This window comes from Pseudomonas sp. BN411 (assembly GCF_029871235.1).
Taxonomy (GTDB): Bacteria; Pseudomonadota; Gammaproteobacteria; order Pseudomonadales; family Pseudomonadaceae; genus Metapseudomonas.
The window spans coordinates 179,504-202,868 of sequence record NZ_SSOM01000074.1 but is presented as its reverse complement, the minus strand read 5'-3'; the positions used below and the strand labels follow the sequence as shown (position 1 = coordinate 202,868).

Genomic DNA, 23,365 nt, shown 5'->3' with positions numbered 1-23,365 from the left:
TCGCGAACCGGCACCGCACCGACGTCATCCCCTTCGCGAGCAAGCTCGCTCCTACGAAAAGCACGCTGGAGGCCCGCCCATGAGCGACATCATCCGCCGCGACCCGCGCGCCGAGTGGATCGCCCGCAACCGCCTGCACCCGCTGCATGCCGCCATGCAGACCCAGGGGCAGACGAGCTGGATGGGCCCCAACGGCCTGATCCGCAAGAATCCCCACGCCGCGGCAGCGGGCTTCATCGGCCCCAACGGCGTCAAGCGTATCGACCGCAGCGGCGCCCAGCAGGGCACCGCCGGCAAGCGCAGCGCGGCCAGCGAAGTGGTGCAGCTGCCGTTGCACGTGATCGAACAACCGGCCTTCCACATCTGCGTGGTGCCGGACATGGTCGGTGGCCGTCTCTCCAGCCACGACAAGGACCTCCTGGGCCTGGCCAACAAGTTGGCCGGCAGCGAAGGCGCGGTGGTCGCCGTGCTCTTCGGCGAAGACAAGGAATCCGCCTTCGATACCGCGGGCGTGGACCGCATCCTGCGTATCGCGGGTGACGAGTTCGACGGCTACTCGCCGGAAGCCCGTGTACTGGCCCTGAGCGCTGTGGAAAGCCAGCTGGCGCCCCGCCACTGGCTGCTGCCCGACAGCCGCACCGGTGGTGGCGAACTGGGCCGCCGCCTGTCCGCGAAGCTGGGCGAACGCCCGGCCACGCGCGTCTGGCAGGTCGCCAACGAACAAGCCACTGGCCGCGCCGGTGCAGGCCGCGAGGACCTGGTGCGCCAAGTGCCGCGCCTGATCCTGGCCGCCGCCGAATGCGCCGAACCGGTCAGCGAAACCCGTCACGAGGCCCGTCAGCTGGATCTGTCGGCAAACATCGCCCACAGCCTGCCGCGCATCGAGGACCTCGGCCCGGTGGCCGTGGACCCGGCGCAGATCCCAATGGCCGAGGCGGAGTTCATCCTTTCCGGCGGCAACGGGGTGAAGGACTGGGCACTGTTCCACGAAGCGGCCGGCGCCCTCGGCGCCACCGAAGGCGCTTCCCGCGTGGCGGTGGACGACGGCTTCATGCCGCGTAACCGCCAGGTGGGTGCGACGGGTACCTGGGTCACCGCGCGCGTCTACCTCGCGGTGGGCATCTCCGGCGCCATCCAGCACCTGCAGGGCATCGGCGCCTGCGACAAGGTGGTGGCGGTGAACATGGACCCGGGCTGCGACATGATCAAACGCGCCGATCTCTCGGTGATCGGCGACTCCGGCGCCATTCTCGCGGCGTTGATCCAGCTGGCCACCGAATACCGTCAGGGAGGGGCACGCGATGCCGCATGACGCACTGAAGATCGTCAGCCTGATTTCCATCGGCGCGCACCCCACCTCGGGCCGCGCACGCCGCGCCGACCAGGATGCCCGCGCCGTCGAGCTCGGCCTGCGCCTGGCCGGCCCGCGCTTGCGCGTGGTGCATGCCGGCAATCCCCGGGAAGAAGCCCTGCGCGCCTACCTGGGCATGGGCCTGGACGAACTGATCGTCCTAGAGCAGGGCACACAAGACGACGCCCTGCCCCCGCTGGGCGACTTCCTCCGCGAAAGCGGCGCCCAGCTGGTGCTCACCGGCAGCCAGGCGGAAACCGGCGAAGGTTCGGGCATGCTGCCCTACCTGCTGGCCGAACGCCTGGGCTGGCCGCTGGTGGTGGGCCTGGCCGAGGTGGAAAAAGTGGACAACGGCGTGGCCCAGGTCCTGCAGGCCCTGCCACGCGGCCAACGCCGCCGGCTGAAGGTGCGCCTGCCCTTCGTCGCCTGCGTCGACAACGCCGCTCCCACCGCCCGCCAGAGTGCTTTCGGCCCGGCCCGCCGCGGCCACATCGAAGCCGAAGACGTGGAGCTGGTGGAGGATGTATTGTTCGCCGAGGCCCAGTTGCAACCGGCTCGCCCACGGCCCAAGCGGCTCAAGGTGATCAAGGCCAAGACCGGCGCCGAACGGATGAAGGCGGCGACCGCCAAGGCATCCGGCGGTGGCGGCCAGGTACTCAAGGACGTCTCGCCTCAGGCGGGCGCCGAAGCTATCTTCAAACTGTTGCTGGAAGAGGGTGTGCTGCGCTGATCGCGCGGCACCCGATGCGGAGGAATAGCGCGATGATGCATGCCGATCTGATCGACCAGGAAGACTTTCGTGAGCGCCTGGTGGCGCTGGGTATCAGCATCCCGCCGGGGGTTACCGCCGAGCAGGCCTGCGAACAGGCCGTGAGCGGTCTCAGCCCGGAGCGCGCACTGGCGCTGCGCCGCCTGGTGGAAGAGTTGCTGGGTGGCAGCGCGACGCTGCTGCCGAACGTGCGCGAAGCCATTTCGCGCACGCTGCTGCCGGCGTTGGTGCCGCGCTGAGGGGCTGAATCCGGGATACAAAAAAGGGCGCCCATGGCGCCTTTTTCTTTCCCGTAGGGTGCGCCGTGCGCACCGGGGGATACTTTGTGGGGGCGATTTCAATCGCCAAGCGGGCCGCAGGTCCGCCCTTCTGGTCCTGAATGGGGCAGCTTCGCCGCCCTTGGCGAATGAATTCGCCCCTACAGGCTCCTCATTCGCCAAGGGAGGTGCGTTACACCACCCGCACGCTGGCGAAGGTGGACTCGCCCTGGGCGCGGGTCAGGGCAACGCCGGCGGTGGACGGCGCGTTGCGCACCAGTTCGTCCGGCACCGGCATCAGGGCCACCACGTTGGCGTTCTGGCCGGCACGCTCGTCACGCGGCGGAATGCCGAAATACTCGCGGTAGCACTTGGAGAAGTGCGGGGTGGAAACGAAGCCGCACACCGACGCCACCTCGATGATGGACATGGCGGTCTGCTTCAGCAGCTGGCGTGCGCGGATCAGGCGCAGCTTCAGGTAGTAACGCGACGGCGAGCAGTGCAGGTACTTCTGGAACAGACGCTCCAGCTGGCGGCGCGAGACGTCGACGTAGGTGGCCAGCTCGTCGAGGTCGATGGGCTCCTCCAGGTTGGCTTCCATCAGCGCGACGATTTCCTGCAGCTTCGGCTGGTTGGTGCCGAGCATGTGCTTGAGCGGCACACGCTGGTGGTCCTGCTCGTTGCGGATGCGCTCGTAGATGAACATCTCGGAGATGGCGGCTGCCAGTTCGCGGCCATGCTCGCGCGCGATCAGGTGCAACATCATGTCCATCGGCGCGGTGCCGCCGGACGAGGTGTAGCGATTGCGGTCGATGGAGAACAGACGCGTGCTGATGCCGGCGCGGGGGAAGGCTTCCTGCATGGCTGCCAGGCATTCCCAGTGCACGCTGCACTCGAAACCGTCGAGCAGGCCGGCCTTGGCCAGTGCCCAGCTGCCGGTGCACACGGCGCCCAGCTGGCGGCCCTGGCGGGACTGGGACTGCAGCCACTGCACGTGTTCGCGGCTGACGCTGTGCTGGATGTCGACGCCGCCGCAGACGATCACGGCGTCCAGCGCCGGCGCGTTGTCCAGGCCGCTGTCGGGGGTGATCTGCAGGCCGTCGCTGGCGCTCACGGGACGGGCGTCCTGGCTGAGCGTGTACCAGCGATAGAGTTCGCGGCCGGAGAGGTGGTTGGCCATGCGCAGCGGTTCGACCGCGGATGCCAGGGAAATCAGGGTGAAGTTATCCAGCAGCAGGAAACCGATGGACTGGGGAACACGGTTCTGGGGTTGAGCCCCTTGGTTGAACTGTGACATCAGCGAAACCCTCAGCTAGGCACGGAGCGGAGCCTCGTTTAGAGGCTTTTTTGTTATGGCCTGGTCTTCAAAACCAGGGAATACCAAATCTAGGCAAAGGTCGTGCCTAGTTTTATTGATCGTTCAATTAAAAACAGTGGATTCTTCCAAGGCCCGTGCCATTCGGCCTAGGCGCCAGCGACAGAATCATTCTGTTTACGACCGCGAGAGCCCGCATCCGGCGGGCCCTGGGGACTTAGGTAGCACTGGCGGTGTCAGCGAATGTCACCCCGTGCTATAGGACAACACCTTCAGTAACAGACGGAATATTCATAACCGGACCGCCCGGTCATAACCGCCCCGCCGCATCGTGCACCAGCATTGGGCGGCGGCGGCCGCCCATGGTCGAGATCAGCACTCGATGGCGCTGACCGCCAGGCCACCGCGCGAGGTTTCCTTGTACTTGTCGTGCATGTCGGCGCCGGTGTCGCGCATGGTGCGGATCACCCGGTCCAGCGAGATGAAGTGCTCGCCGTCGCCACGCAGGGCCATCTGCGCCGCGTTGATCGCCTTCACCGCGGCGATCGCGTTGCGCTCGATGCACGGCACTTGCACCAGTCCACCCACCGGGTCGCAGGTCAGCCCGAGGTTGTGCTCCAGGCCGATCTCAGCGGCGTTCTCCAGCTGCGCCGGAGTCGCCCCCAGCACTTCCGCCAGGCCAGCGGCGGCCATGGCGCAGGCCGAGCCCACTTCGCCCTGGCAGCCGACTTCGGCGCCGGAGATCGAGGCGTTCTTCTTGCACAGGATGCCGACGGCGGCGGCCCCGAGGAAGAAGTGCACCACGTCGTCGTCGGTGGCCTCGGGATTGAAGCGCATGTAGTAGTGCAGTACCGCCGGGATGATGCCGGCCGCGCCGTTGGTGGGTGCAGTGACCATGCGCCCGCCAGCGGCATTTTCCTCGTTCACCGCCAGGGCGTAGAGGTTGACCCATTCCATGGCGCTCATGGTCGAGCCGATGACGTTGGGCTTGCCCAGTTCCTGCAGGCTGCGGTGCAGTTTGGCCGCGCGGCGGCGCACATTCAGTCCGCCGGGGAGGATGCCTTCCTCGCCCATGCCGTTACGCACGCATTCCTGCATGGCGTCCCACAGTTTCAGCAGGCCAGCGCGGATTTCCGCCTCGCTGCGCCAGGCCTTCTCGTTGGCCAGCATCAGCTCGGAGATACGCAGGTTGTGGCGCTGGCAGAGCTCCAGCAGCTCTTCGGCACTGGAGAAGTCGTAGGGCAGTGCGGTGGCGTCCTGGTCCAGTTGCCCGGACTTCGCCTGGGCCTCGTCGACGACGAAACCGCCGCCGATGGAGTAGTAGGTGTCGCGGTGCAGTTCACCGCCCTCGCCTTCGACGATCAGGGTCATGGCGTTGGGGTGATACGGCAGGTTCTCGTCGAGCAGCAGCAGGTCGCGCTGCCAGTCGAAGGCCACCGGGTGGCTGCCGTCCAGCAGCAGTTCGCGGGAGGCCTTCAGCGCCTCGATGCGCGGGGCGATCTGCTTCGGGTCGACCTGATCCGGCCATTCCCCCATCAGCCCCACCAGGGTGGCGCGGTCGGTGCCGTGGCCGACACCGGTGGCCGACAGCGAGCCGTACAGGCGCACCTCGACCCGCGTCACCTGGGCCAGCAGGCCGCGCTCGCGCAGCGCCGTGGCGAACAGCGCCGCCGCCCGCATCGGCCCCACGGTATGCGAACTGGAAGGGCCGATACCGATCTTGAACAGGTCGAAAACGCTGATAGCCACGGGGCAACTCCGATAAGGATCACACTTGTCGGACATGATCGGCATTTCGCCGGAGCGAGGACTTCCCACACCGACTTGCTCGTATCCAAACACGTCGTGGCCGGGAATGGTTCGCTCTGCCCTTGTAGGGGCGAATTCATTCGCCAAGCAGGCCGAAGGCCCGCCCAGCATGGCTAGTTGGGGCAGCTGCGCCGCCCTTGGCGAATGAATTCGCCCCTACAGAGAGTCGTCGCGACTGAGCATCAGCTTCCCTATGCCAGCCGCGACAGATAAGTTCTGAGTGCGACCGGGTCGGTAGTCAGGCGATGCGTCTGGCCCGCATCATTCCGCCGCCCGGGGGCGGGGGCCTGCAGCAGTCCGACAGCCACGCGAGTCCGGAGAACGACAATAATTCCTGCTGTGGACGGACCCCTTCAATGACTCGACCCACCACGCCCCTGTTCGCAACAACGCTGTTGGCCGCCTCCCTTTTTACCCTCCCCCAAGCCCTGGCCGCCGTCGACCCGGCACGTTGCTCCACCGTGCAGTTCGCCGATGTCGGCTGGAGCGACATCACGGTCACTACCGCTGTCACCCGCCATGTGCTGAGCGAGCTCGGCTACGTCACCAAGGTCAAGCGCCTGTCGGTGCCGGACACCTACAAGGTCCTCAGCGAAGGCAAGATCGATGTGTTCCTCGGCAACTGGATGCCGAGCATGGAAAACGACATCCGCCCCTATCGGGAGAACGGCACGGTTGAAACCCTCGGGGCCAACCTCACCGGCGCGAAGTACACCCTGGCGGTTAATCAGGCGGCCTGGGACGGCGGACTGAAGAGCTTCGCCGACCTGGCGAAGTTCAAGGAGCAACTGGGCGGCAAGATCTACGGCATCGAGCCCGGTAACGACGGCAACAAGCTGATCGGCAAGATGATCAAGGAGAACGCCTTCAGCCTCGGTGGCTTCAAACTGGTGGAGTCCAGCGAAAGCGGCATGCTGTCCCAGGTCAAGCGCGCCGAGCACCTCAACCAGTGGGCGGTCTTCCTCGGTTGGGAACCGCACCCGATGAACAACCAGCTGAACATGCATTACCTGGCCGGCGGCGATGACGTGTTCGGCCCGGACTACGGCGGCGCCACTGTCTATACCAATGTGCGCAAGGGCCTGACCCAGGAGTGCCCCAACCTCGGACGACTGCTGAAAAACCTCAAGTTCAGCCTGGCCATGGAGAACCACCTGATGGAGGCCATACTTAATCAGAGCACCAACCGCAGGCGCGAAGCGAAGGCGTGGCTGAAAGCCAATCCCGACACGCTGACCGCCTGGCTGCAGGGCGTCACCGCGCGTGACGGCGGTCCCCTGCCAACAGCACTCACGCAGGTGGAAGTGCCGTGACACGGCGCATCCAGCGATATCATCGGCCATGTCGCCGCTCAATATATGGACGTCGCAAACCGACAATTGCGAAGGCCTCAAGGCTTTATCGTTGAGTCACCCGATTTCGTCGCTGTCGGTTCCCGTGGACCGACAGACCGCGAGCACTCCGCTCCGGACCGAAGAACACAAGCGGCGACCTCCCCCCGAATAGAGGTCGGCCTAATAAGAAATTTCGGAAGTACGCGCACCTCTGGCCGAGGTGCTGAACCCGCCCAGGGAATGGGTTTCGTAACACTGCCAGAGGGCTGTCAGGTTCTCGAAACATTGTTATCCACACAGGCAAGACAGTCGGCATCACCAGGCTGGGCGTCGTCGAGCGTCCGTTCTGGCTCCGTGTAGCTGACCTGGATGTCTACTGAAGGGGAAATATCCCATGCAGTCTGGAAAGATCGTGGTTCAAAACCTCTACAAGGTTTTCGGGCAACAACCACAAGAAGCAATCGATCTACTCAAGCAAGGCTGGAGCAAGGAAAAGATCCTGGCCGAACGTGGCGCCGTGATCGGCGTCAGCGATGTGTCCTTCAGTGTCAACGAAGGTGAGATCTTCGTACTGATGGGCCTGTCGGGTTCGGGCAAGTCGACCCTGATTCGTCTGATCAACCGTTTGATTGAACCCACTGCCGGCGATGTGTTCATCGACGGCCAGAACGTCGCCAAGCTGCCCAAGTCGCAATTGATCGACCTGCGCCGCCGCGACATGAGCATGGTGTTTCAGTCCTTCGCCCTGATGCCGTCGCGCAGCGTGCTGGACAACGCCGCCTTCGGCCTGGAGGTGGCCGGCAAGGGCAAGAAGGAACGCGAGAAGCGCGCCATGGAAGTGCTGGAGCAGGTTGGCCTGGCCAGTTTCGCCCACAAGTATCCCCATGAGCTCTCCGGCGGTATGCAACAGCGTGTGGGCCTGGCCCGCGCCCTGGCCGTGGACCCGTCGATGATCATCATGGACGAGGCCTTCTCCGCACTCGACCCGCTCAAGCGCCGCGAGATGCAGGACGTGCTGCTGGACCTGCAGAAGAAGCACAGCCGCACCATCATCTTCGTGTCCCACGACATCGAAGAGGCCATGCGCATCGGTTCGCGCATCGGCATCATGGAAGGCGGCAAGCTGATCCAGGTGGGCACGCCCCAGGAGATCATCGAGAACCCCGCCAACGAATATGTACGCAACTTCTTCAACACGGTCGACACCAGCCGCTATCTCACCGCCGGCCAGCTCAAGTCCGACAGCGTTCCGCTGTTCGTGCACAACGGCAAGGCGCCCGATGCCCAGACGGTCTGCCAGAAGCTGCAGGCCATGGACAAGCACTACGCCTTCATCGTCGACGAGAAGAACAACTTCCGTGGCTCCATCAGCCTGGAAAAGATCGCCCTGCTGGTAGAAGGCGGCCGGACCCTGGATCTGGAGCAGAGCCTGCTCAAGCACATCGACCCGGTACCGGAAGACCTGCCACTCGACAGCGTCATCCAGCGCCTGGTGATAAACGAAGGGCCGATCCCGGTGGTCGACCAGAGTGGCCGCTATAGCGGCGCGATCAGCAAAGGCCGCCTGCTGAGCCGCCTGCGGGGAGAATGACGATGAGCGAGAAACTGGATCTTGGCAGCTGGGTGAATGACGTCGTCCAGCACCTGCTCGAAAACTACAGCGGCGCCTTCGAAAGCGTCGGCAATGTGGTCAGCGGCTTCTCCGAGCTGATTGAGCGCTTCCTGCTCTGGCCGCCGGCCTGGGTGATCATCGCCGTGTTCGTGGGCCTGGGCTTCTGGCGTATCGGCGCCAAGTTCGCTGCCTTCACCGCGGCCTCGCTGATCCTGATCGTGATGACCGGGTTCTGGGAACAGACCGTGGTCACCCTCGGCCTGACCTTCTCCTCCACCTTGATCAGCCTGCTGCTCGGCATTCCGCTGGGTATCTGGGCCGCCAAGAGCGAGCGCGTGGCCTATGTGATCCGTCCGGTACTGGACTTCATGCAGACCATGCCGGCGTTCGTCTACCTGATTCCGGCAGCGATGCTCTTCGGCCTCGGCCGCGTGCCCGGCATCATCGCCACCGTGATCTTCGCCATGCCCCCGGCGGTGCGCCTGACCGCGCTGGGTATCCGCCAGGTGAACAAGGAAATCGTCGAAGCCGGCCAATCCTTCGGCTGCAACAGCTGGCAACTGCTATACAAAGTGCAGCTGCCGAACGCCATGCCGTCGATCATGGCCGGCGTGAACCAGACCATCATGATGGCGTTGTCCATGGTGATCATCGCGTCGATGGTCGGCGCCGGTGGCCTGGGTAACGACGTGCTCGCCAGTATCCAGCGCCTGGACATCGGCCTGGGCTTCGAGAGCGGCATGGCAGTGGTACTGCTGGCAATCATTCTCGACCGTATCACCGAAAGCTTCGGCACCCGCCAGACCGCGACTCGCGGTCGTGTGTTCGGTCGACTCGGCGCCAGATTGCAGCGGCAGCAAGCGCACTAAGAACGCTTCACCTTTCAATGTCAGGGAGTCGCTAATGAAAAAAATGAAGAAAGTCGCTGCACTGGGCCTGCTGGCCTGCGCCTTGGCCCAGGGTGCCTGGGCCCAGGAGCCGCAGAGCTGCAAGCAGGTCCGCTTCGCCGAAATCGGCTGGGCCGACATCGCCGCCACCACCGGCGTGGCCATGGTGCTGACCGAGGGACTGGGCTACACCCCGCGCAAGATCATGGCGTCCGTGCCCATCGCCTTCACCGGCGTGAAGAACAAGCAGATCGACGTCTTCCTCGGCTACTGGGCGCCCTCCATGGACGCGGTGATCGAGCCCTTCACCAAGGACAACGGCGTGAAGGTGCTGGCGACCCCGAACCTGGAAGGCGCCAAGTACACCCTGGCGGTTCCCACCTACGCGGCTGACGCCGGCCTGAAGAGCTTCCAGGACATCGCCAAGTTCAAGGACCAGCTCGGCGGCAAGATCTACGGCATCGAACCGGGTAACGACGGCAACCTGCTGATCGACAAGATGATCAAGGGCGACCAGTACGGCCTGGGCCAATTCCGCATGGTCGAGTCTTCCGAAGCCGGCATGCTGGTACAGGTGCAGCGCGCCGTGAAGAAGAAGGAACCGGTGGTGTTCCTCGGCTGGGCCCCGCACCCGATGAACACTCAGTTCGACATCACCTACCTGGCCGGTGGCGACGACGTGTTCGGTCCCGACTACGGCGCCGCCAAGGTCTACACCGTGGTGCCGCCGGACTATGAACAGCGTTGCGGCAACGTCGGCAAGCTGCTGAACAATCTGCAGTTCAACGTGCAGATGGAAAGCCAGCTGATGGAGAAGATCCTGGAGAAGGAAGACCCGGTGAAAGTCGCCACCACCTGGCTCAAGGCCAACCCGGCCGTGCTGGACAAGTGGCTCGCCGGCGTCACCACCTTCGATGGCCAGGACGGCGCCACCGCCGTGAAGAAACACATCGGCCTGTAACACCCCGGGGCTCCTCCTACAGGAGCCCGTTTCCTTGCAATTCGCCAATCGTGGCCCGGCAACGGGTCACGACGGGCACTGTCGCGAACCCCGCCTGAGAACGGGTCACCGACCACGTAGTTGGCTGCCAATCCCACCTGATGGAGCAATACGTATGCGCAAGATGAAATCCCTGTACCTCAAGACCCTCGGCGTCGCCGCCCTTGCCCTCGGCATGGGCATGGCCAACGCCGCTGACAAACCAACCCTGAAGATCGGCTTCGTGAACGGCTGGGACGACAGCGTCGCCGCCACCTACGTCGCGGGCGAAATCCTCAAGGAGAAACTCGGTTACGGCGTCGAGCTGAAACCCGTCGAGCCGGCCATCATGTGGCAAGGCGTGGCCCGTGGCGACCTGGACGCCACCCTCTCCGCCTGGCTGCCGGCCACCCACGGCGAGTACTACGCCAAGCTGAAGGACAAGGTCGTGGTGCTGGGCTCGAACTACAAAGGCGCCAAGATCGGCCTGATCGTCCCGGACTACGTCCAGGCCAAATCCATTGAGGACCTGAGCAAGTACAGCAAGGACTTCGACGGCAAGATCACCGGCATCGACGCCGGTGCGGGCGTAATGCGCCGTACCGAAGACGCGATCAAGCAGTACAACCTCGACATCAAGCTGATGCCCAGCTCCGGCCCGGCCATGGCCACCGCCCTGACCCGCGCCGAGAAGGCCCAGAAGCCGATCGTGGTGACCGGCTGGATTCCGCACTGGATGTTCGCCAAGTGGAAACTGCGCTTCCTGGAAGACCCGAAAAAAGTCTATGGCGATGACGAGCACGTCGACACCGTGGTCAACCCTGGCCTGGAAGCCAAAGCCGCCGACGCCACCGCGTTCCTGAAGAAATTCTCCTGGAACGGCGAGGAAGTGGGTGCGGTGATGCTGGCCATCCGCGAAGGCGCCAAGCCGGAAGCTGCCGCCAAGGACTGGATCGCCAAGAACCCGCAACGCGTGGATGAGTGGCTGAAGTAAGCAGCCACCTCGCCCAGGACGCCCCCGCCGGCCATCGCCCGCGGGGGCGTTCTGCTTTTCGTGGGGGCGAATTCATTCGCTTTGGGCAACGCAGTTGCCCCTCTCCCAGGCAGACCTTCGGCCTGCATAGCGATTGAAATCGCCCCCACAAAAGCATTCCCCTGCCGCCGATGCACCTTGATCAATCCCATCGATTGATCGATCAATCAATTTCCCCCTAGACTGCGCGCTCCCAATTCCCGCACAAAATGGTGGAAATACCCGATGCCCAAGGTCGGAATGCAGCCGATCCGCCGCTCGCAGTTGATCCAGGCCACCCTCGAAGCTGTCGACCAGGTAGGCCTCAGCGATGCCAGCATCGCCTATATCGCCCGTGTTGCCGGGGTCTCCAACGGCATCATCAGCCATTACTTCCAAGACAAGAACGGCCTGCTGGAAGCCACGATGCGCCACTTGATGGCCGCCCTCAGCGGTGCCGTGCGCCAGCGTCGCTCCACCTTGCACGACGACACCCCGCGCGAACACTTGCGGGCCATAGTCGCCGGCAACTTCGACGACAGCCAGGTCAGCGGCCCGGCAATGAAAACCTGGCTGGCCTTCTGGGCTGCCAGCATGCACCAGCCGTCCCTGCGCCGCCTGCAGCGGATCAACGATCACCGCCTGTATTCCAACCTCTGCTGCGAACTGCGCCGTGCCATGCCCGTGGATCAGGCGCGCTCCGCTGCCCGAGGCCTGGCCGCGCTGATCGATGGCCTGTGGCTGCGCGGCGCCCTCTCGGGCGACGCCTTCAATATCGAGCAGGCGCTGCACATCGCTTACGAGTATCTTGATCAGCAGCTGGCCAAGGCCGAAGACTCCAATGTAGGGGCGAATTCATTCGCCAAGGGCAGCGCAGCGGCCCCTTTCAACACCCCGGGGCAAACCTCCGACCTACTTAGCGACTGAAGTCGCCCCCACAAAAAGTTTGCCTCAGACACAAAAAAGCCCGGTCCAGAGACCGGGCTTTTTCATTTCAGGCTGTTGGCCAATCAGGCCGCTTCGCCTCGCAGCTGGACGACTTTCGCCGGCTTCGGCGCATGCTCCATCGCCGCCACATCCGCCTTCATCTGCTTGAGCAGGGCGAACATATACAGCAGCAGCACCACCGAGAACGGCAGGCCAGCCAGCACCACCACCGTCTGCATCGCGGTGAAGTTGCCGGCGAACAGCAGGCCGATGGTCGCCAGGGTCACCACCACGGACCAGAAGATACGCAGCCAGTTCGGCGCGTCTTCGTCCAGGTCGCCTTCCTCGCGGGACAGGTTGGCCAGCATCACCGAGCCGGAGTCGGCCGGGGTGAGGAAGAGCACGAAGCCGACGCAGATCGACAGGCCGATCACCGCCTTGGCCCAGGGGTAATGCTCCAGCAGCAGGTAGATGGACATGGCCGGCTGCTCCAGCGCCGCCTTGCCGAGATCCGCCGCGTTCTGGTTCATCACCAGGTCGATGGCGCTGTTGCCGAACACCGACAGCCAGGCCAGGGTGAAGCCCAGCGGAATCAGCAGCACGCCGCTGACCAGTTCGCGCACAGTGCGGCCACGGGAGATACGGGCCACGAACATGCCGACGAAGGGCGCCCAGGAAATCCACCAGGCCCAGTAGAACAGGGTCCACAGGCCCATCCACTCTTCGCTCTTGCCGGACTGGCCGGTGTAGACGTAGAGGTCGAAGGTCTTCAGCACCAGGCCGTTGAGGTAGTCACCCAGGTTCTGCACGAAGCCGTTGAGCAGGTGCAGGGTCTGGCCGGCCAGCAGCACGAATACCAGCAGGCCGCTGAATAGGATGATGTTCAGGTTCGACAGGCGGCGGATGCCCTTCTCGATACCCGACACCGCGGCCAGGGTGGCCACCGCGCTCATCACCAGGATCACCGCCAGCAGCGCACCTTGGCTGTGGGGCAGGCCGAACAGGTATTCCAGACCGGAAGACACCTGCAGCGAGCCGATACCGAGGTTGGTCACCAGGCCCAGCAGGGTCACGAAGATGCCGAAGCAGTCCACCGCGTTACCCACCGAACCTTTCATCCGGCGTTCGCCGAACAGCGGGTAGAGCGCCGAACGCAGCGCCAGCGGCTTGTTATGACGATAGGCGAAGTAGCCCACCGCCAGGCCCACCAGCGCGTAGATGGCCCAGCCATGCACACCCCAGTGGAGGAAGGTCAGTTGCAATGCCTGGCGCGCGGCGGACTGGCTGCCCGGCTCGCCTTCCGGCGGGTTGTAGAGATGGTCGATGGGCTCGGACGCCGCGAAGTACAGCAGCGAAATGCCGATGCCCGAGGAAAACAGCATGCCGGCCCAGGCGCCGTAGCTGAAGTCCGGACGGCTGTCGTCGGCGCCCAGGCGCAGATTGCCGTAGCGGGAGAAGGCGACATAGAGGACGAAGAACAGGTACGCGCCGATAGCCAGCATGTAGTACCAGCCGAAGCTGCGCGACAGCCAGGCCTGGGCCTTGCCGAGCACACTGCCGGCGCCTTCCGGGAACGCAATCAAGGCAACCGTGAGAAGCATGATGAGCGCGGTGGATCCGTAGAACACGACCGGATTCAGACGCACCTTCCCATGGTTTGTTGTTGTTGGAGCTTTACTCATTTGGAAATACCAGGGCAGTGAAAGCAGGCGCCTCATGGACGCAACGACAGACCCGCGCCAGCGGCCGGCGACGGGTGGTTTTCGCCGGCAGAAGGCCTGAAATCAGGTGCGGCGAACTGCCGCATCCCGTTCCATGGTGCGCATCGTATTCTTTGTTGTTTGAACGATCAATCAAAATAAAGTAGGCTGGATTTCAACCCGTCCGGAATGGTTCCGGAAGAGGAGGAAACCCCATGCCAAAAGTCGGAATGCAGCCCCTGCGGCGCACCCAGCTGATCCACGCCACGCTCGAGGCGGTGGACCAGGTTGGCATGGGCGACGCCAGCATTTCCTACATTGCGCGGCTCGCCGGGGTTTCCAACGGCATCATCAGCCACTACTTCCAGGACAAGAACGGCCTGCTGGAAGCCACCATGCGCTTCCTCATGAACGATCTGCAGGACGCGGTGCGCAAGCGCCGCGAGACCATGCGCGACGACAGTGCGCGTGGCTACATCCGCTCCATCATCGACGGCAACTTCGACGAGACCCAGGTCAACGGCCCGGCCATGAAGACCTGGCTGGCGTTCTGGGCCAGCAGCATGCACCAGCCGTCCCTGCGCCGTTTGCAGCGCATCAACGACCTGCGCCTGTACTCGAACCTCTGCTGGCAGTTCCGCCGCGAGCTCGATGTGGAAAGCGCACGTACCGCCGCACGCGGCCTGGCCGCCCTGATCGACGGCCTCTGGCTGCGCGGCGCGCTCTCCGGCGAAGCCTTCGAAACCGAGCAGGCCCGCCTGCTCGCCTACGAATTCCTTGATCAACAACTGGCCAAGCAGGCGGCGTGAACCGCCCGGCAGCCTTGCGAACACAAGACCTAGAGAGGACAACCACCATGGCCCGATTCGAAGAACAGAAGCTCTACATTGGCGGTCGCTACGTCGACGCTACCAGCGGCGCCACCTTCGAGACCGTCAACCCGGCCACTGGTGACGTCCTGGCCAACGTCCAGCGCGCCAGCAAGGACGACGTCGAGCGTGCCGTCGCCGCTGCCGTCGAAGGCCAGAAAGTCTGGGCCGCGATGACCGCCATGCAGCGTTCGCGCATCCTGCGTCGCGCCGTGGATATCCTCCGTGAGCGCAACGACGAGCTGGCCGCACTGGAAACCCTGGACACCGGCAAGCCGCTGGCCGAAACCAAAGCCGTGGACATCGTCACCGGCGCCGACGTGATCGAGTACTACGCCGGCCTGATCCCCGCCATCGAAGGCGAGCAGATCCCGCTGCGCGAAACCAGCTTCGTCTACACCCGCCGCGAGCCCCTGGGCGTGGTCGCCGGTATCGGCGCCTGGAACTACCCGGTGCAGATCGCCATGTGGAAATCCGCCCCGGCCCTGGCCGCCGGCAACGCGATGATCTTCAAGCCCAGCGAAGTCACCCCGCTGACTGCCCTGAAACTGGCCGAGATCTACACCGAAGCCGGCGTACCGGACGGCGTGTTCAACGTCCTCACCGGCAGCGGCCGTGAAGTTGGTCAGTGGCTGACCGAACACCCGCTGATCGAGAAGATTTCCTTCACCGGCGGCACCTCCACCGGCAAGAAAGTGATGGCCAGCGCCTCCAGCTCCTCGCTGAAGGAAGTGACCATGGAACTGGGCGGCAAGTCGCCGCTGATCATTTTCGAAGACGCCGATCTCGACCGCGCCGCCGACATCGCCGTCATGGCCAACTTCTTCAGCTCCGGCCAGGTCTGCACCAACGGCACCCGCGTGTTCGTACCGCGCGCCCTGCAGGCCCGCTTCGAAGACAAGGTGATCGAGCGCGTCAAGCGCATCCGCCTGGGCAACCCGGAAGACGCCAACACCAACTTCGGCCCGCTGACCAGCTTCGCCCACATGGAAAGCGTGCTCGGCTACATCGAAGCCGGCCGCAAGGAAGGCGCCCGCCTGCTGATCGGCGGCGAGCGCGTCACCGACGGTGAATACGCCAAAGGCGCCTACGTGGCCGCAACCGTATTCAGCGACTGCACCGACGACATGACCATCGTCCGCGAAGAAATCTTCGGCCCGGTGATGAGCATCCTGGTGTACGACACCGAAGAAGAAGTCATCCGCCGCGCCAACGATACCGAGTACGGCCTGGCCGCCGGCGTCGTCACCCGCGACCTGGCCCGCGCCCACCGCGTGATCCACAAGCTGGAAGCCGGTATCTGCTGGATCAACACCTGGGGCGAGTCCCCCGCCGAAATGCCGGTGGGCGGCTACAAGCAGTCCGGCGTCGGCCGCGAGAACGGCCTGACCACCCTGGCCCACTACACCCGCATCAAGTCCGTACAGGTCGAGATGGGCGACTACTACTCGGTGTTCTGACCCGAGCCAGCGCCCTGGCGGCCCGGAGCATACCGGGCCGCACCCGAGAACAAGATGCCGTGCCCCCGGGGGCGACCCCGGGTTATCTAGCAGGTAAGTCACATGTCCCAAGAATTCGATTACATCATCGTCGGAGCCGGTTCGGCCGGTAACGTGCTGGCCACCCGCCTGACCGAAGATTCCGATGTCAGCGTCCTGCTGCTGGAAGCCGGCGGCCCGGACTACCGCATGGATTTCCGTACCCAGATGCCCGCCGCCCTCGCCTATCCGCTGCAGGGCCGCCGCTACAACTGGGCCTACGAGACCGATCCCGAGCCCTTCATGAACAACCGCCGCATGGAGTGCGGCCGTGGCAAGGGCCTGGGTGGCTCCTCGCTGATCAACGGCATGTGCTACATCCGCGGCAACGCGCTGGACTTCGACGGCTGGGCTAAGATGCCGGGCCTGGAAGACTGGACCTACCTGGACTGCCTGCCCTATTTCCGCAAGGCGGAAACCCGCGACATCGGCCCGAACGACTTCCACGGCGGCGAAGGCCCGGTGAGCGTGACCACGCCCAAGGCCGGCAACAACCCGCTGTTCCACGCCATGGTCGAAGCCGGCGTGCAGGCTGGTTTCCCCCGTACCGAAGACCTCAACGGCTACCAGCAGGAAGGCTTCGGTCCCATGGACCGCACCGTGACCCCGGAAGGCCGGCGTGCCGCCACCGGTCGCGGCTACCTGGACCAGGCACGCAGCCGCCCCAACCTGACCATCGTCACCCACGCCCTGACCGACCGCATCCTGTTCAGCGGCAAGCGGGCCACCGGTGTTGCCTACCTGCAGGGCAACAACGACAACCCCATCACCGTCCGTGCCCGTCGTGAAGTCCTGGTGTGCAGCGGCGCCATCGCCTCGCCGCAACTGCTGCAGCGCTCCGGCGTAGGCCCGGCCGCCCTGCTGCGCGACCTCGACGTACCGGTGGTGCACGACCTGCCGGGCGTGGGCGCCAACCTGCAGGACCACCTGGAGCTCTACCTGCAGTACGCCTGCAAGGAGCCGGTGTCCCTGTTCCCCGCCCTGCAATGGTGGAACCAGCCGGCCATCGGTGCCGAGTGGCTGTTCCTCGGCACCGGGCTCGGCGCCAGCAACCAGTTCGAGGCCGGCGGCTTCATCCGCACCCGCGAGCAGTTCGAGTGGCCGAACATCCAGTTCCACTTCCTGCCGGTGGCGATCAACTACAACGGCAGCAACGCGGTGAAGGAACACGGCTTCCAGGCCCACATGGGCTCCATGCGTTCGCTGAGCCGTGGCCGTATCCACGTGAAATCGAAGGACCCGCGCAAGCACCCGAGCATCCTGTTCAACTACATGTCCCACGAACAGGACTGGCAGGAATTCCGCGACGGCATCCGCATCACCCGCGAAATCATGGGCCAGCCGGCGCTGGACCCGTACCGCGGCCGCGAGCTGAGCCCGGGCGCGAACCTCAAGAGCGACGCCGAGCTGGACGAGTTCATCCGTACCCATGCGGAAACCGCCTTCCACCCGTCCTGCTCCTGCAAGATGGGCACCGACGACATGGCGGTGGTAGATGGCCAGGGCCGCGTGCACGGCATGGAAGGCCTGCGAGTGGTGGACGCGTCGATCATGCCGGAGATCATCACCGGCAACCTCAACGCGACCACCATCATGATCGCCGAGAAAATCGCCGATAAGATCCGCAACCGCAAACCGCTGCCGCGCAGCACCACCAGCTACTACGTGGCCGGCGACAAGCCGGTGCGTGGCGCGCCGCTGCGCAAGCTGTAAGGCGGCAGCCTGAACGAAACGGCCCCTGCCGTAATTTGCCTGGGGTCGTTGTCGGTTGGCGTAGAGCGCAGCGAAACCCAACGATGGGCGGCCAGCAGACAGGCGCGCAGCCCGACACTCCGCTTGTTGGGTTTCGTTCCTCTACCCAACCTACGACTGTGGGGGCGAATTCATTCGCCAAAGGGTGACGCAGTCGCCCCGGCATACTTCAGGGCAGACCTTCGGCCTGCTTGGCGAATGAATTCGCCCCTACAACAACGACATCCTGCGAGCCCTACTCCGGCAACTCCTGCCGGATCATCCAGTGTCCGCTAGGCGGCATCAGGTGGCTGATATCGAAGCGCTTGAGGTTGCCCTTGTCGATCACTTCGATTCGCGGGCTGACGCGCTGCGGCGACGGCTTGCCTTCCAGCGCGCGTATCGCCAGGTCCACCGCCACCCGGGCCTGGATCACCGGCGAATCCGTTGGCGAAGCCAGGACGGAGCCATCGGCAATGGCTTCCAGCACCCGCTCGGTGGCGTAGAGCGAAACCACCTGGGCCTTGTAGCGGCTGCCGCCGGCACGCACCAGTTGGCCGGCGAAGGCCGCCGCCTCTGCATTGCCGAGGATGTAGTCCAGCTCCGGTTCGCGGGCCAGCAACTGGCGCACCAGCACCGCCTGGGTGGATCGGTCCACCGGGCCGTAGCCGCCGTTTATCACCGCCACCTTGCTGCTCATATCCATCTCGGCCAGGCCACGTTCGGCATCGGCCACCCAGCCGGCGTCCTGGGGCCCTGGCAGCCAGCCCACGCGCACCGTTCGTCCCTTGCTGTGTTCGATGATGTAGGCCATCGCGGCCTTGGCCATGTCGGCGAAGTCCACCTGGCTGCGGGCGGTAATGCCGGGGCAGTCGATGCGGTTGATCAGGTCGATCACCGGTACCTTGTCCCGGTGCAGCAGGGCGATCTCGTCGCAGAGGCCTTTGGCGCTGATGGCGGCAATCACATAGGCATCGGCGGCAAGCTGGCCGCAACGGGTGAGTTGCGCACGCTGCATATCGGGATACTGGTAGCCACCGGCTTCGTAGACGCCCAGCTGCACGCCCTGGCGCTGCGCCTCCTCATCCAGCCCCCAGGCCACGCCCCACCAGTAGCGGTCCATGCCGTGAGGCAGCAGTGCGCAGATGCGCCAGGGCTTGCTCGCTCCGGTCAGCGGCTGGTAGCTGGCCTGGCGACCGTCCACCTCGACCTGCAACGGAAACCACTCCGCCGCGACGCAGGAGGTCGCGCTCAGCCAGCTCAACAGCAGGGCACAGAGGGTCCGCATGGGGACATTCCTTCCATGGCAGGAACAGTGGGATATGGATAGTGGCAAGCCTGGCAGCCGGGCGCCAGCACTCATTGGTCCTGGTGTGACCCGCTGGAAACAGCATCCGCCGGAGCCTAAAGTGCGCAGGGTCGCCCACTGAAGGATCGTCATGGCCGAGCCCGTCTCCCTCGATGCCCGCACCGCCCGCCTGTTGCCCTGGCTGGTGGCGGTAGCCTTCTTCATGCAGGCACTGGACGGCACCATCCTCAACACGGCTCTCCCGGCCATGGCCCGCGACCTGGCGGAGGACCCACTGCGCATGCAGTCGGTGATCATCGCCTACATGCTCACCGTGGCCCTGCTGATTCCGGCCTCCGGCTGGATCGCCGACCGATTCGGCACGCGCCGGGTGTTTTTCGGCGCGGTGCTGCTGTTCAGCCTCGGTTCGTTGTTCTGCTCCCTGTCATCCACCTTGCCGCAACTGGTGGGGGCCCGGGTGGTGCAGGGACTCGGCGGCGCACTGATGATGCCGGTGGGACGCCTGGTGGTGCTGCGCGCCTATCCGCGCTCGGAGCTGGTGCGCATCATGAGCTTCATCACCCTGCCCGGCCTGCTCGGCCCACTCATCGGCCCGACCCTGGGCGGCTGGCTGGTGGAGTACGTCTCCTGGCACTGGATCTTCCTCATCAACATTCCGGTGGGTCTGCTCGGCGGCCTGGCCGCCTGGCGGTTCATGCCCGACTTGCGCGGCAGCGGACCGGTGCGCCTGGACCTGGTCGGCTTCCTGCTCTTCGGCACCGCGATGGTGCTGATCACCATCGCCCTGGAAGGCCTGGGCGAACTGCACCTGCCCCATGTGCGGGTGATGCTCTTGCTGCTCGGCGGCCTGGCTTGCCTGGCCGCTTACTGGCTGCACGCGGTGCAGGTGGAAAGCCCCTTGTTCGCGCCCTCGCTGTTTCGCACGCGCACCTTCGCGGCCGGCATCCTGGGCAACCTGTTCTCACGCCTGGGCAGCGGCGCCCTGCCCTTCCTCACGCCGCTGCTGCTGCAAGTGGCCCTGGGCTACTCGCCGGCCAAGGCGGGTATGACCATGATCCCCCTCGCCCTCTCGGCGATGCTCGCCAAGCCCCTGGCCAAACCGTTGCTGGACCGCCTCGGCTACCGCCGCCTGCTGCTCGGCAACACGGCGCTGCTGGGCGGGATGATCGCCAGCCTGGCGCTGATCGACACCGACACGCCCTACCCGCTGCTGCTCCTGCAGCTGGGCGCCCTGGGGGCGGTGAACTCGATGCAGTTCACCGCAATGAACACCGTCACCCTGCTCGACCTCGATGACCAACAGGCCAGCAGTGGCAACAGCCTCCTCTCGGTGGTGATGCAGCTGGCCATGAGCCTGGGCGTCGCAGTGGCGGCAGCGTTGCTCGGTGGCTTCGGCAAACCGGATGTGGAGGGCGTGCTGGAGGCCTTCCAGGCCACCTACCTGTGCGTTGGCGTACTGACCCTGCTGGCGGCGGCGATTTTCTTCCAGTTGCCGCGGGACAGCGGCCGCGCCGCGCGCCGAGTGAGCCGCGATATCGACGAGTGACGGGGGTGGCGTGCCGCGGCCTGCTAAACTGCGCGCCATTTAGACTTGCAGGCTCCTCCCGTGACCACCACCGCCTTTACTTCCCTGCCCCTCTCCGAGGCCACCCTGGCCAACCTGGAAACCCTGGGCTACCGCGACATGACGCCGATCCAGGCCCAGGCCCTGCCGCTGATCCTCAAGGGCCAGGACCTGATCGCCCAGGCCAAGACCGGCAGCGGCAAGACCGCAGCCTTCGGCATCGGTCTGCTGGAGCCGCTCAATCCGCGCTACTTCGGCTGCCAGGCGCTGGTGCTCTGCCCGACTCGCGAGCTGGCCGACCAGGTGGCCAAGGAAATCCGCCGCCTGGCCCGAGGCCACGGCAACATCAAGGTGCTGACCCTCTGCGGCGGCGTGCCCTTCGGCCCGCAAGTGGGCTCGCTGGAACACGGCGCCCACGTCATCGTCGGCACGCCCGGCCGAGTCCAGGAGCACCTGCGCAAGGCCACCCTGGTGCTCGACGGCCTCAATACGCTGGTGCTGGACGAAGCCGACCGCATGCTCGACATGGGCTTCTACGACAGCATCGCCGACATCATCGGCCAGCTCCCGGCACGCCGGCAGACCCTGCTGTTCTCCGCCACCTACCCGGCCGGCATCGCCCAACTGGCCAAGACCTTCATGCGCGAGCCGCAACAGGTCAAGGTGGAAGCCCTGCACGACGACAGCCAGATCGAGCAGCGCTTCTACGAGATCGATCCGCGCCAGCGCATGGACGCCGTGCTGCGCCTGCTGCAAAGCAACCGGCCGCAGTCTTGCGTCGCCTTCTGCCACACCCGCCAGCAGTGCCAGGAGCTGGAAGCCCATCTGCGCGACAACGGCGTGTCTGCGCAGTCGCTGCATGGCGACCTGGAGCAGCGCGAGCGTGACCAGGTGCTGGCGCTGTTCGCCAACCAGAGCTGCAGCGTGCTGGTCGCCACCGACGTCGCCGCCCGCGGCCTGGACATCGCCAGCCTGGAAGCAGTCATCAACGTCGAACTGTCCCGCGACCCCGAAGTGCATATCCACCGCGTCGGCCGCAGTGGCCGCGCCGGCGAGAAGGGACTGGCCCTGAGCCTGGTGGCGCCAGCCGAGGCCAACCGCGCCCAGGCCATCGAGGACCTGCAACAGGCGCCGTTGAACTGGCAGCGCATCGACGAGCTGATCGTGAAGAACCGCGATCCCCTGCTGCCGCCCATGGCCACCCTGTGCATCAACGGCGGTCGCAAGGAAAAGCTGCGCCCCGGCGACATCGTCGGCGCCCTCACCGGCGAAGCCGGGATTCCGGGCAGCCAGGTGGGCAAGATCGCCATCTTCGACTTCCAGGCCTTCGTCGCCGTGGAACGCGGCATCGCCAAGCAGGCGCTCAAGCGCCTCAGCGAAGGGAAGATCAAGGGGCGTTCCTACAAGGTGCGGATCCTCTAAACGTGGCTCCGACCCAGGACCTCGCGAGCTAGAGAAGAACAAGGCGCGAGTGGCTGAGGATGCGGAGTTTACGAGCTGTAAATGACAAATCCGGAGCCATTCGCAACGCAGTTATTCCGACGCGCAGCAGGTCCTATCGGGGGCAGGTAGGCCGTGGCGGGCGAAGATGGCCTCATAGGTTCCGTCGTCGCGCATGGCCTGCATCGCCCGGTTGAACTCGTCCACCAGTTGCTGATGACGCGGGTGGCTGCGGCGCACCAGGATGTGCAGGCCGTTCTCGCTGAGCGGCCGCGGCAGGAACTCCAACTGGTCTCGAACGCCCGCCAACTCGCGGCCGAGGTAGTAGCGCGCCACCAGATCGTCTTCCAGGGTCAGCTGTACGCGCCCGGCAGCCAGCATCCGCGCAGCCATCTGGAAACCCTTTACCGGCACCTTGTTCAGGCTGGCGTCGGCATCGAAACCCGGCAGGTAGCTGTATCCGCGCACCACGGCGATGCTGTAGCGCTTGAGGTCACCCGGCGTCCGGAAGTCGACGTCGCTGCCCTTGCGCCTGAGGAAGAGAATGCGATTGGTCAGGTAAGGCTGGGAGAACTGGCCGAAGCGCGCGCGTTCATCGCTGTACCAGGCGTTGACGATCAAGTCGTAATCCCCCACCTGGACTCCGCGCAAGGCACGGGCCCAGGGCACTTCGATGTATTCCGGGCGGTGTCCGGCGCGCTTGAGTGCGGTGCTCACCAGCTCGGCCGCCAGCCCGTTACCCGGCAGTCTCGCATCGGTGAAGGGCGGCCAGACGTCGGCGGCCATGCGCAAGGTTTCAGCGTAGGCGCTTGCGGTAGTGAGCAGCAGGGCGAACAGGGCAAAACCACAGCGTCGTCTCATGCGGGGGCATCCGAGAACAGGTTTGGCCGACAGGTTCGCCAAGACTGCACCAAATTACAGGTGGCCACCAGCGCGCCCAGGCACTCCCGTACCTGATTTTT

19 protein-coding genes are annotated in these 23,365 nt (G+C 65.1%); 14 read left to right on the top strand and 5 right to left on the bottom strand.

Annotated elements, in window-relative coordinates:
• Nucleotides 1–79 precede the first annotated feature (79 nt).
• From E8F06_RS21840 to E8F06_RS21830, 3 genes are read left to right on the top strand one after another with little or no spacing between them, the layout of a single operon-like run.
• Nucleotides 80–1,312, top strand: coding sequence for an electron transfer flavoprotein subunit alpha/FixB family protein (locus tag E8F06_RS21840; RefSeq protein WP_280370948.1), 1,233 nt, complete (start codon nucleotides 80–82; stop codon nucleotides 1,310–1,312).
• The gene (locus E8F06_RS21835; RefSeq protein WP_280370946.1) at nucleotides 1,302–2,081 is read left to right on the top strand and encodes an electron transfer flavoprotein subunit beta; all 780 of its coding nucleotides are present in this window, start codon (nucleotides 1,302–1,304) and stop codon (nucleotides 2,079–2,081) included. Before E8F06_RS21840 ends, E8F06_RS21835 begins: the two co-directional genes overlap by 11 nt.
• A gap of 32 nt (nucleotides 2,082–2,113) precedes the next feature.
• Nucleotides 2,114–2,359, top strand: coding sequence for a hypothetical protein (locus tag E8F06_RS21830; RefSeq protein WP_028630518.1), 246 nt, complete (start codon nucleotides 2,114–2,116; stop codon nucleotides 2,357–2,359).
• A gap of 211 nt (nucleotides 2,360–2,570) precedes the next feature.
• Here E8F06_RS21830 and E8F06_RS21825 read toward each other — a convergent pair whose 3' ends face one another.
• Nucleotides 2,571–3,674, bottom strand: coding sequence for a GlxA family transcriptional regulator (locus E8F06_RS21825; RefSeq protein WP_280370945.1), 1,104 nt, complete (start codon nucleotides 3,672–3,674; stop codon nucleotides 2,571–2,573).
• 390 nt (nucleotides 3,675–4,064) lie between these two features.
• Nucleotides 4,065–5,441 carry an L-serine ammonia-lyase gene (locus E8F06_RS21820; RefSeq protein ID WP_280370943.1) on the bottom strand — a complete coding sequence of 459 codons (1,377 nt, stop codon included), beginning with the start codon at nucleotides 5,439–5,441 and terminating at the stop codon, nucleotides 4,065–4,067.
• Between the two features lie 416 nt (nucleotides 5,442–5,857).
• On the opposite strand from E8F06_RS21820, the gene E8F06_RS21815 reads away from it, so the two are divergent.
• The 6 genes from E8F06_RS21815 (at nucleotide 5,858) to betI (E8F06_RS21790) (ending at nucleotide 12,252) form a co-directional block, all read left to right on the top strand.
• Nucleotides 5,858–6,814, top strand: coding sequence for a choline ABC transporter substrate-binding protein (locus E8F06_RS21815; RefSeq protein ID WP_280370940.1), 957 nt, complete (start codon nucleotides 5,858–5,860; stop codon nucleotides 6,812–6,814).
• A 415-nt stretch (nucleotides 6,815–7,229) separates the two neighbouring features.
• Complete coding sequence (locus E8F06_RS21810) at nucleotides 7,230–8,426, top strand: glycine betaine/L-proline ABC transporter ATP-binding protein (protein WP_280370939.1); 1,197 nt, start codon at nucleotides 7,230–7,232, stop codon at nucleotides 8,424–8,426.
• A gap of 2 nt (nucleotides 8,427–8,428) precedes the next feature.
• The gene (locus E8F06_RS21805; protein ID WP_280370937.1) at nucleotides 8,429–9,316 is read left to right on the top strand and encodes a proline/glycine betaine ABC transporter permease; all 888 of its coding nucleotides are present in this window, start codon (nucleotides 8,429–8,431) and stop codon (nucleotides 9,314–9,316) included.
• Between the two features lie 34 nt (nucleotides 9,317–9,350).
• Nucleotides 9,351–10,295, top strand: a complete 945-nt coding sequence (locus E8F06_RS21800) for a choline ABC transporter substrate-binding protein (protein ID WP_280370935.1) — start codon at nucleotides 9,351–9,353, stop codon at nucleotides 10,293–10,295.
• A 154-nt stretch (nucleotides 10,296–10,449) separates the two neighbouring features.
• Nucleotides 10,450–11,307, top strand: a complete 858-nt coding sequence (locus E8F06_RS21795) for a glycine betaine ABC transporter substrate-binding protein (RefSeq protein WP_280370933.1) — start codon at nucleotides 10,450–10,452, stop codon at nucleotides 11,305–11,307.
• A gap of 264 nt (nucleotides 11,308–11,571) precedes the next feature.
• A complete protein-coding gene (betI, locus tag E8F06_RS21790) occupies nucleotides 11,572–12,252 on the top strand; it encodes a transcriptional regulator BetI (protein ID WP_280370931.1) in 681 nt (226 codons plus the stop codon).
• A gap of 83 nt (nucleotides 12,253–12,335) precedes the next feature.
• On the opposite strand, the gene E8F06_RS21785 is transcribed toward betI (E8F06_RS21790), so the two are convergent.
• Nucleotides 12,336–13,880 carry a BCCT family transporter gene (locus tag E8F06_RS21785; RefSeq protein WP_280370929.1) on the bottom strand — a complete coding sequence of 515 codons (1,545 nt, stop codon included), beginning with the start codon at nucleotides 13,878–13,880 and terminating at the stop codon, nucleotides 12,336–12,338.
• 287 nt (nucleotides 13,881–14,167) lie between these two features.
• Between E8F06_RS21785 and betI (E8F06_RS21780) the strand changes: the two genes are divergently transcribed.
• From betI (E8F06_RS21780) to betA, 3 genes are all read left to right on the top strand, one after another.
• Complete coding sequence (gene betI / locus E8F06_RS21780) at nucleotides 14,168–14,761, top strand: transcriptional regulator BetI (RefSeq protein WP_280370927.1); 594 nt, start codon at nucleotides 14,168–14,170, stop codon at nucleotides 14,759–14,761.
• A gap of 47 nt (nucleotides 14,762–14,808) precedes the next feature.
• Complete coding sequence (betB, locus tag E8F06_RS21775) at nucleotides 14,809–16,281, top strand: betaine-aldehyde dehydrogenase (RefSeq protein WP_280370925.1); 1,473 nt, start codon at nucleotides 14,809–14,811, stop codon at nucleotides 16,279–16,281.
• Between the two features lie 102 nt (nucleotides 16,282–16,383).
• Nucleotides 16,384–18,072, top strand: coding sequence for a choline dehydrogenase (gene betA / locus E8F06_RS21770; RefSeq protein ID WP_280370923.1), 1,689 nt, complete (start codon nucleotides 16,384–16,386; stop codon nucleotides 18,070–18,072).
• 274 nt (nucleotides 18,073–18,346) lie between these two features.
• On the opposite strand, the gene torT is transcribed toward betA, so the two are convergent.
• Entirely contained in the window at nucleotides 18,347–19,378 is a 1,032-nt protein-coding gene (torT, locus tag E8F06_RS21765) for a TMAO reductase system periplasmic protein TorT (RefSeq protein ID WP_280370922.1), read from the bottom strand.
• A 151-nt stretch (nucleotides 19,379–19,529) separates the two neighbouring features.
• Between torT and mdtD the strand changes: the two genes are divergently transcribed.
• Nucleotides 19,530–20,945, top strand: a complete 1,416-nt coding sequence (gene mdtD / locus E8F06_RS21760; protein WP_280370920.1) for a multidrug transporter subunit MdtD — start codon at nucleotides 19,530–19,532, stop codon at nucleotides 20,943–20,945.
• 60 nt (nucleotides 20,946–21,005) lie between these two features.
• Complete coding sequence (gene dbpA / locus E8F06_RS21755; RefSeq protein WP_280370918.1) at nucleotides 21,006–22,385, top strand: ATP-dependent RNA helicase DbpA; 1,380 nt, start codon at nucleotides 21,006–21,008, stop codon at nucleotides 22,383–22,385.
• 111 nt (nucleotides 22,386–22,496) lie between these two features.
• Here dbpA and E8F06_RS21750 read toward each other — a convergent pair whose 3' ends face one another.
• Nucleotides 22,497–23,264, bottom strand: a complete 768-nt coding sequence (locus E8F06_RS21750; protein WP_280370916.1) for a transporter substrate-binding domain-containing protein — start codon at nucleotides 23,262–23,264, stop codon at nucleotides 22,497–22,499.
• Nucleotides 23,265–23,365 lie beyond the last annotated feature (101 nt).

Bases quoted from the DNA above. Each gene is read 5' to 3' on its own strand.
- E8F06_RS21840 (WP_280370948.1), top strand. From the start codon at position 80: ATGAGCGACATCATCCGCCGCGACCCGCGCGCCGAGTGGATCGCCCGC.
- E8F06_RS21835 (WP_280370946.1), top strand. From the start codon at position 1,302: ATGCCGCATGACGCACTGAAGATCGTCAGCCTGATTTCCATCGGCGCG.
- E8F06_RS21830 (WP_028630518.1), top strand. From the start codon at position 2,114: ATGATGCATGCCGATCTGATCGACCAGGAAGACTTTCGTGAGCGCCTG.
- E8F06_RS21825 (WP_280370945.1), bottom strand. From the start codon at position 3,674: ATGTCACAGTTCAACCAAGGGGCTCAACCCCAGAACCGTGTTCCCCAG.
- E8F06_RS21815 (WP_280370940.1), top strand. From the start codon at position 5,858: ATGACTCGACCCACCACGCCCCTGTTCGCAACAACGCTGTTGGCCGCC.
- E8F06_RS21810 (WP_280370939.1), top strand. From the start codon at position 7,230: ATGCAGTCTGGAAAGATCGTGGTTCAAAACCTCTACAAGGTTTTCGGG.
- E8F06_RS21805 (WP_280370937.1), top strand. From the start codon at position 8,429: ATGAGCGAGAAACTGGATCTTGGCAGCTGGGTGAATGACGTCGTCCAG.
- E8F06_RS21800 (WP_280370935.1), top strand. From the start codon at position 9,351: ATGAAAAAAATGAAGAAAGTCGCTGCACTGGGCCTGCTGGCCTGCGCC.
- E8F06_RS21795 (WP_280370933.1), top strand. From the start codon at position 10,450: ATGCGCAAGATGAAATCCCTGTACCTCAAGACCCTCGGCGTCGCCGCC.
- betI (WP_280370931.1), top strand. From the start codon at position 11,572: ATGCCCAAGGTCGGAATGCAGCCGATCCGCCGCTCGCAGTTGATCCAG.
- betI (WP_280370927.1), top strand. From the start codon at position 14,168: ATGCCAAAAGTCGGAATGCAGCCCCTGCGGCGCACCCAGCTGATCCAC.
- betB (WP_280370925.1), top strand. From the start codon at position 14,809: ATGGCCCGATTCGAAGAACAGAAGCTCTACATTGGCGGTCGCTACGTC.
- betA (WP_280370923.1), top strand. From the start codon at position 16,384: ATGTCCCAAGAATTCGATTACATCATCGTCGGAGCCGGTTCGGCCGGT.
- torT (WP_280370922.1), bottom strand. From the start codon at position 19,378: ATGCGGACCCTCTGTGCCCTGCTGTTGAGCTGGCTGAGCGCGACCTCC.
- mdtD (WP_280370920.1), top strand. From the start codon at position 19,530: ATGGCCGAGCCCGTCTCCCTCGATGCCCGCACCGCCCGCCTGTTGCCC.
- E8F06_RS21750 (WP_280370916.1), bottom strand. From the start codon at position 23,264: ATGAGACGACGCTGTGGTTTTGCCCTGTTCGCCCTGCTGCTCACTACC.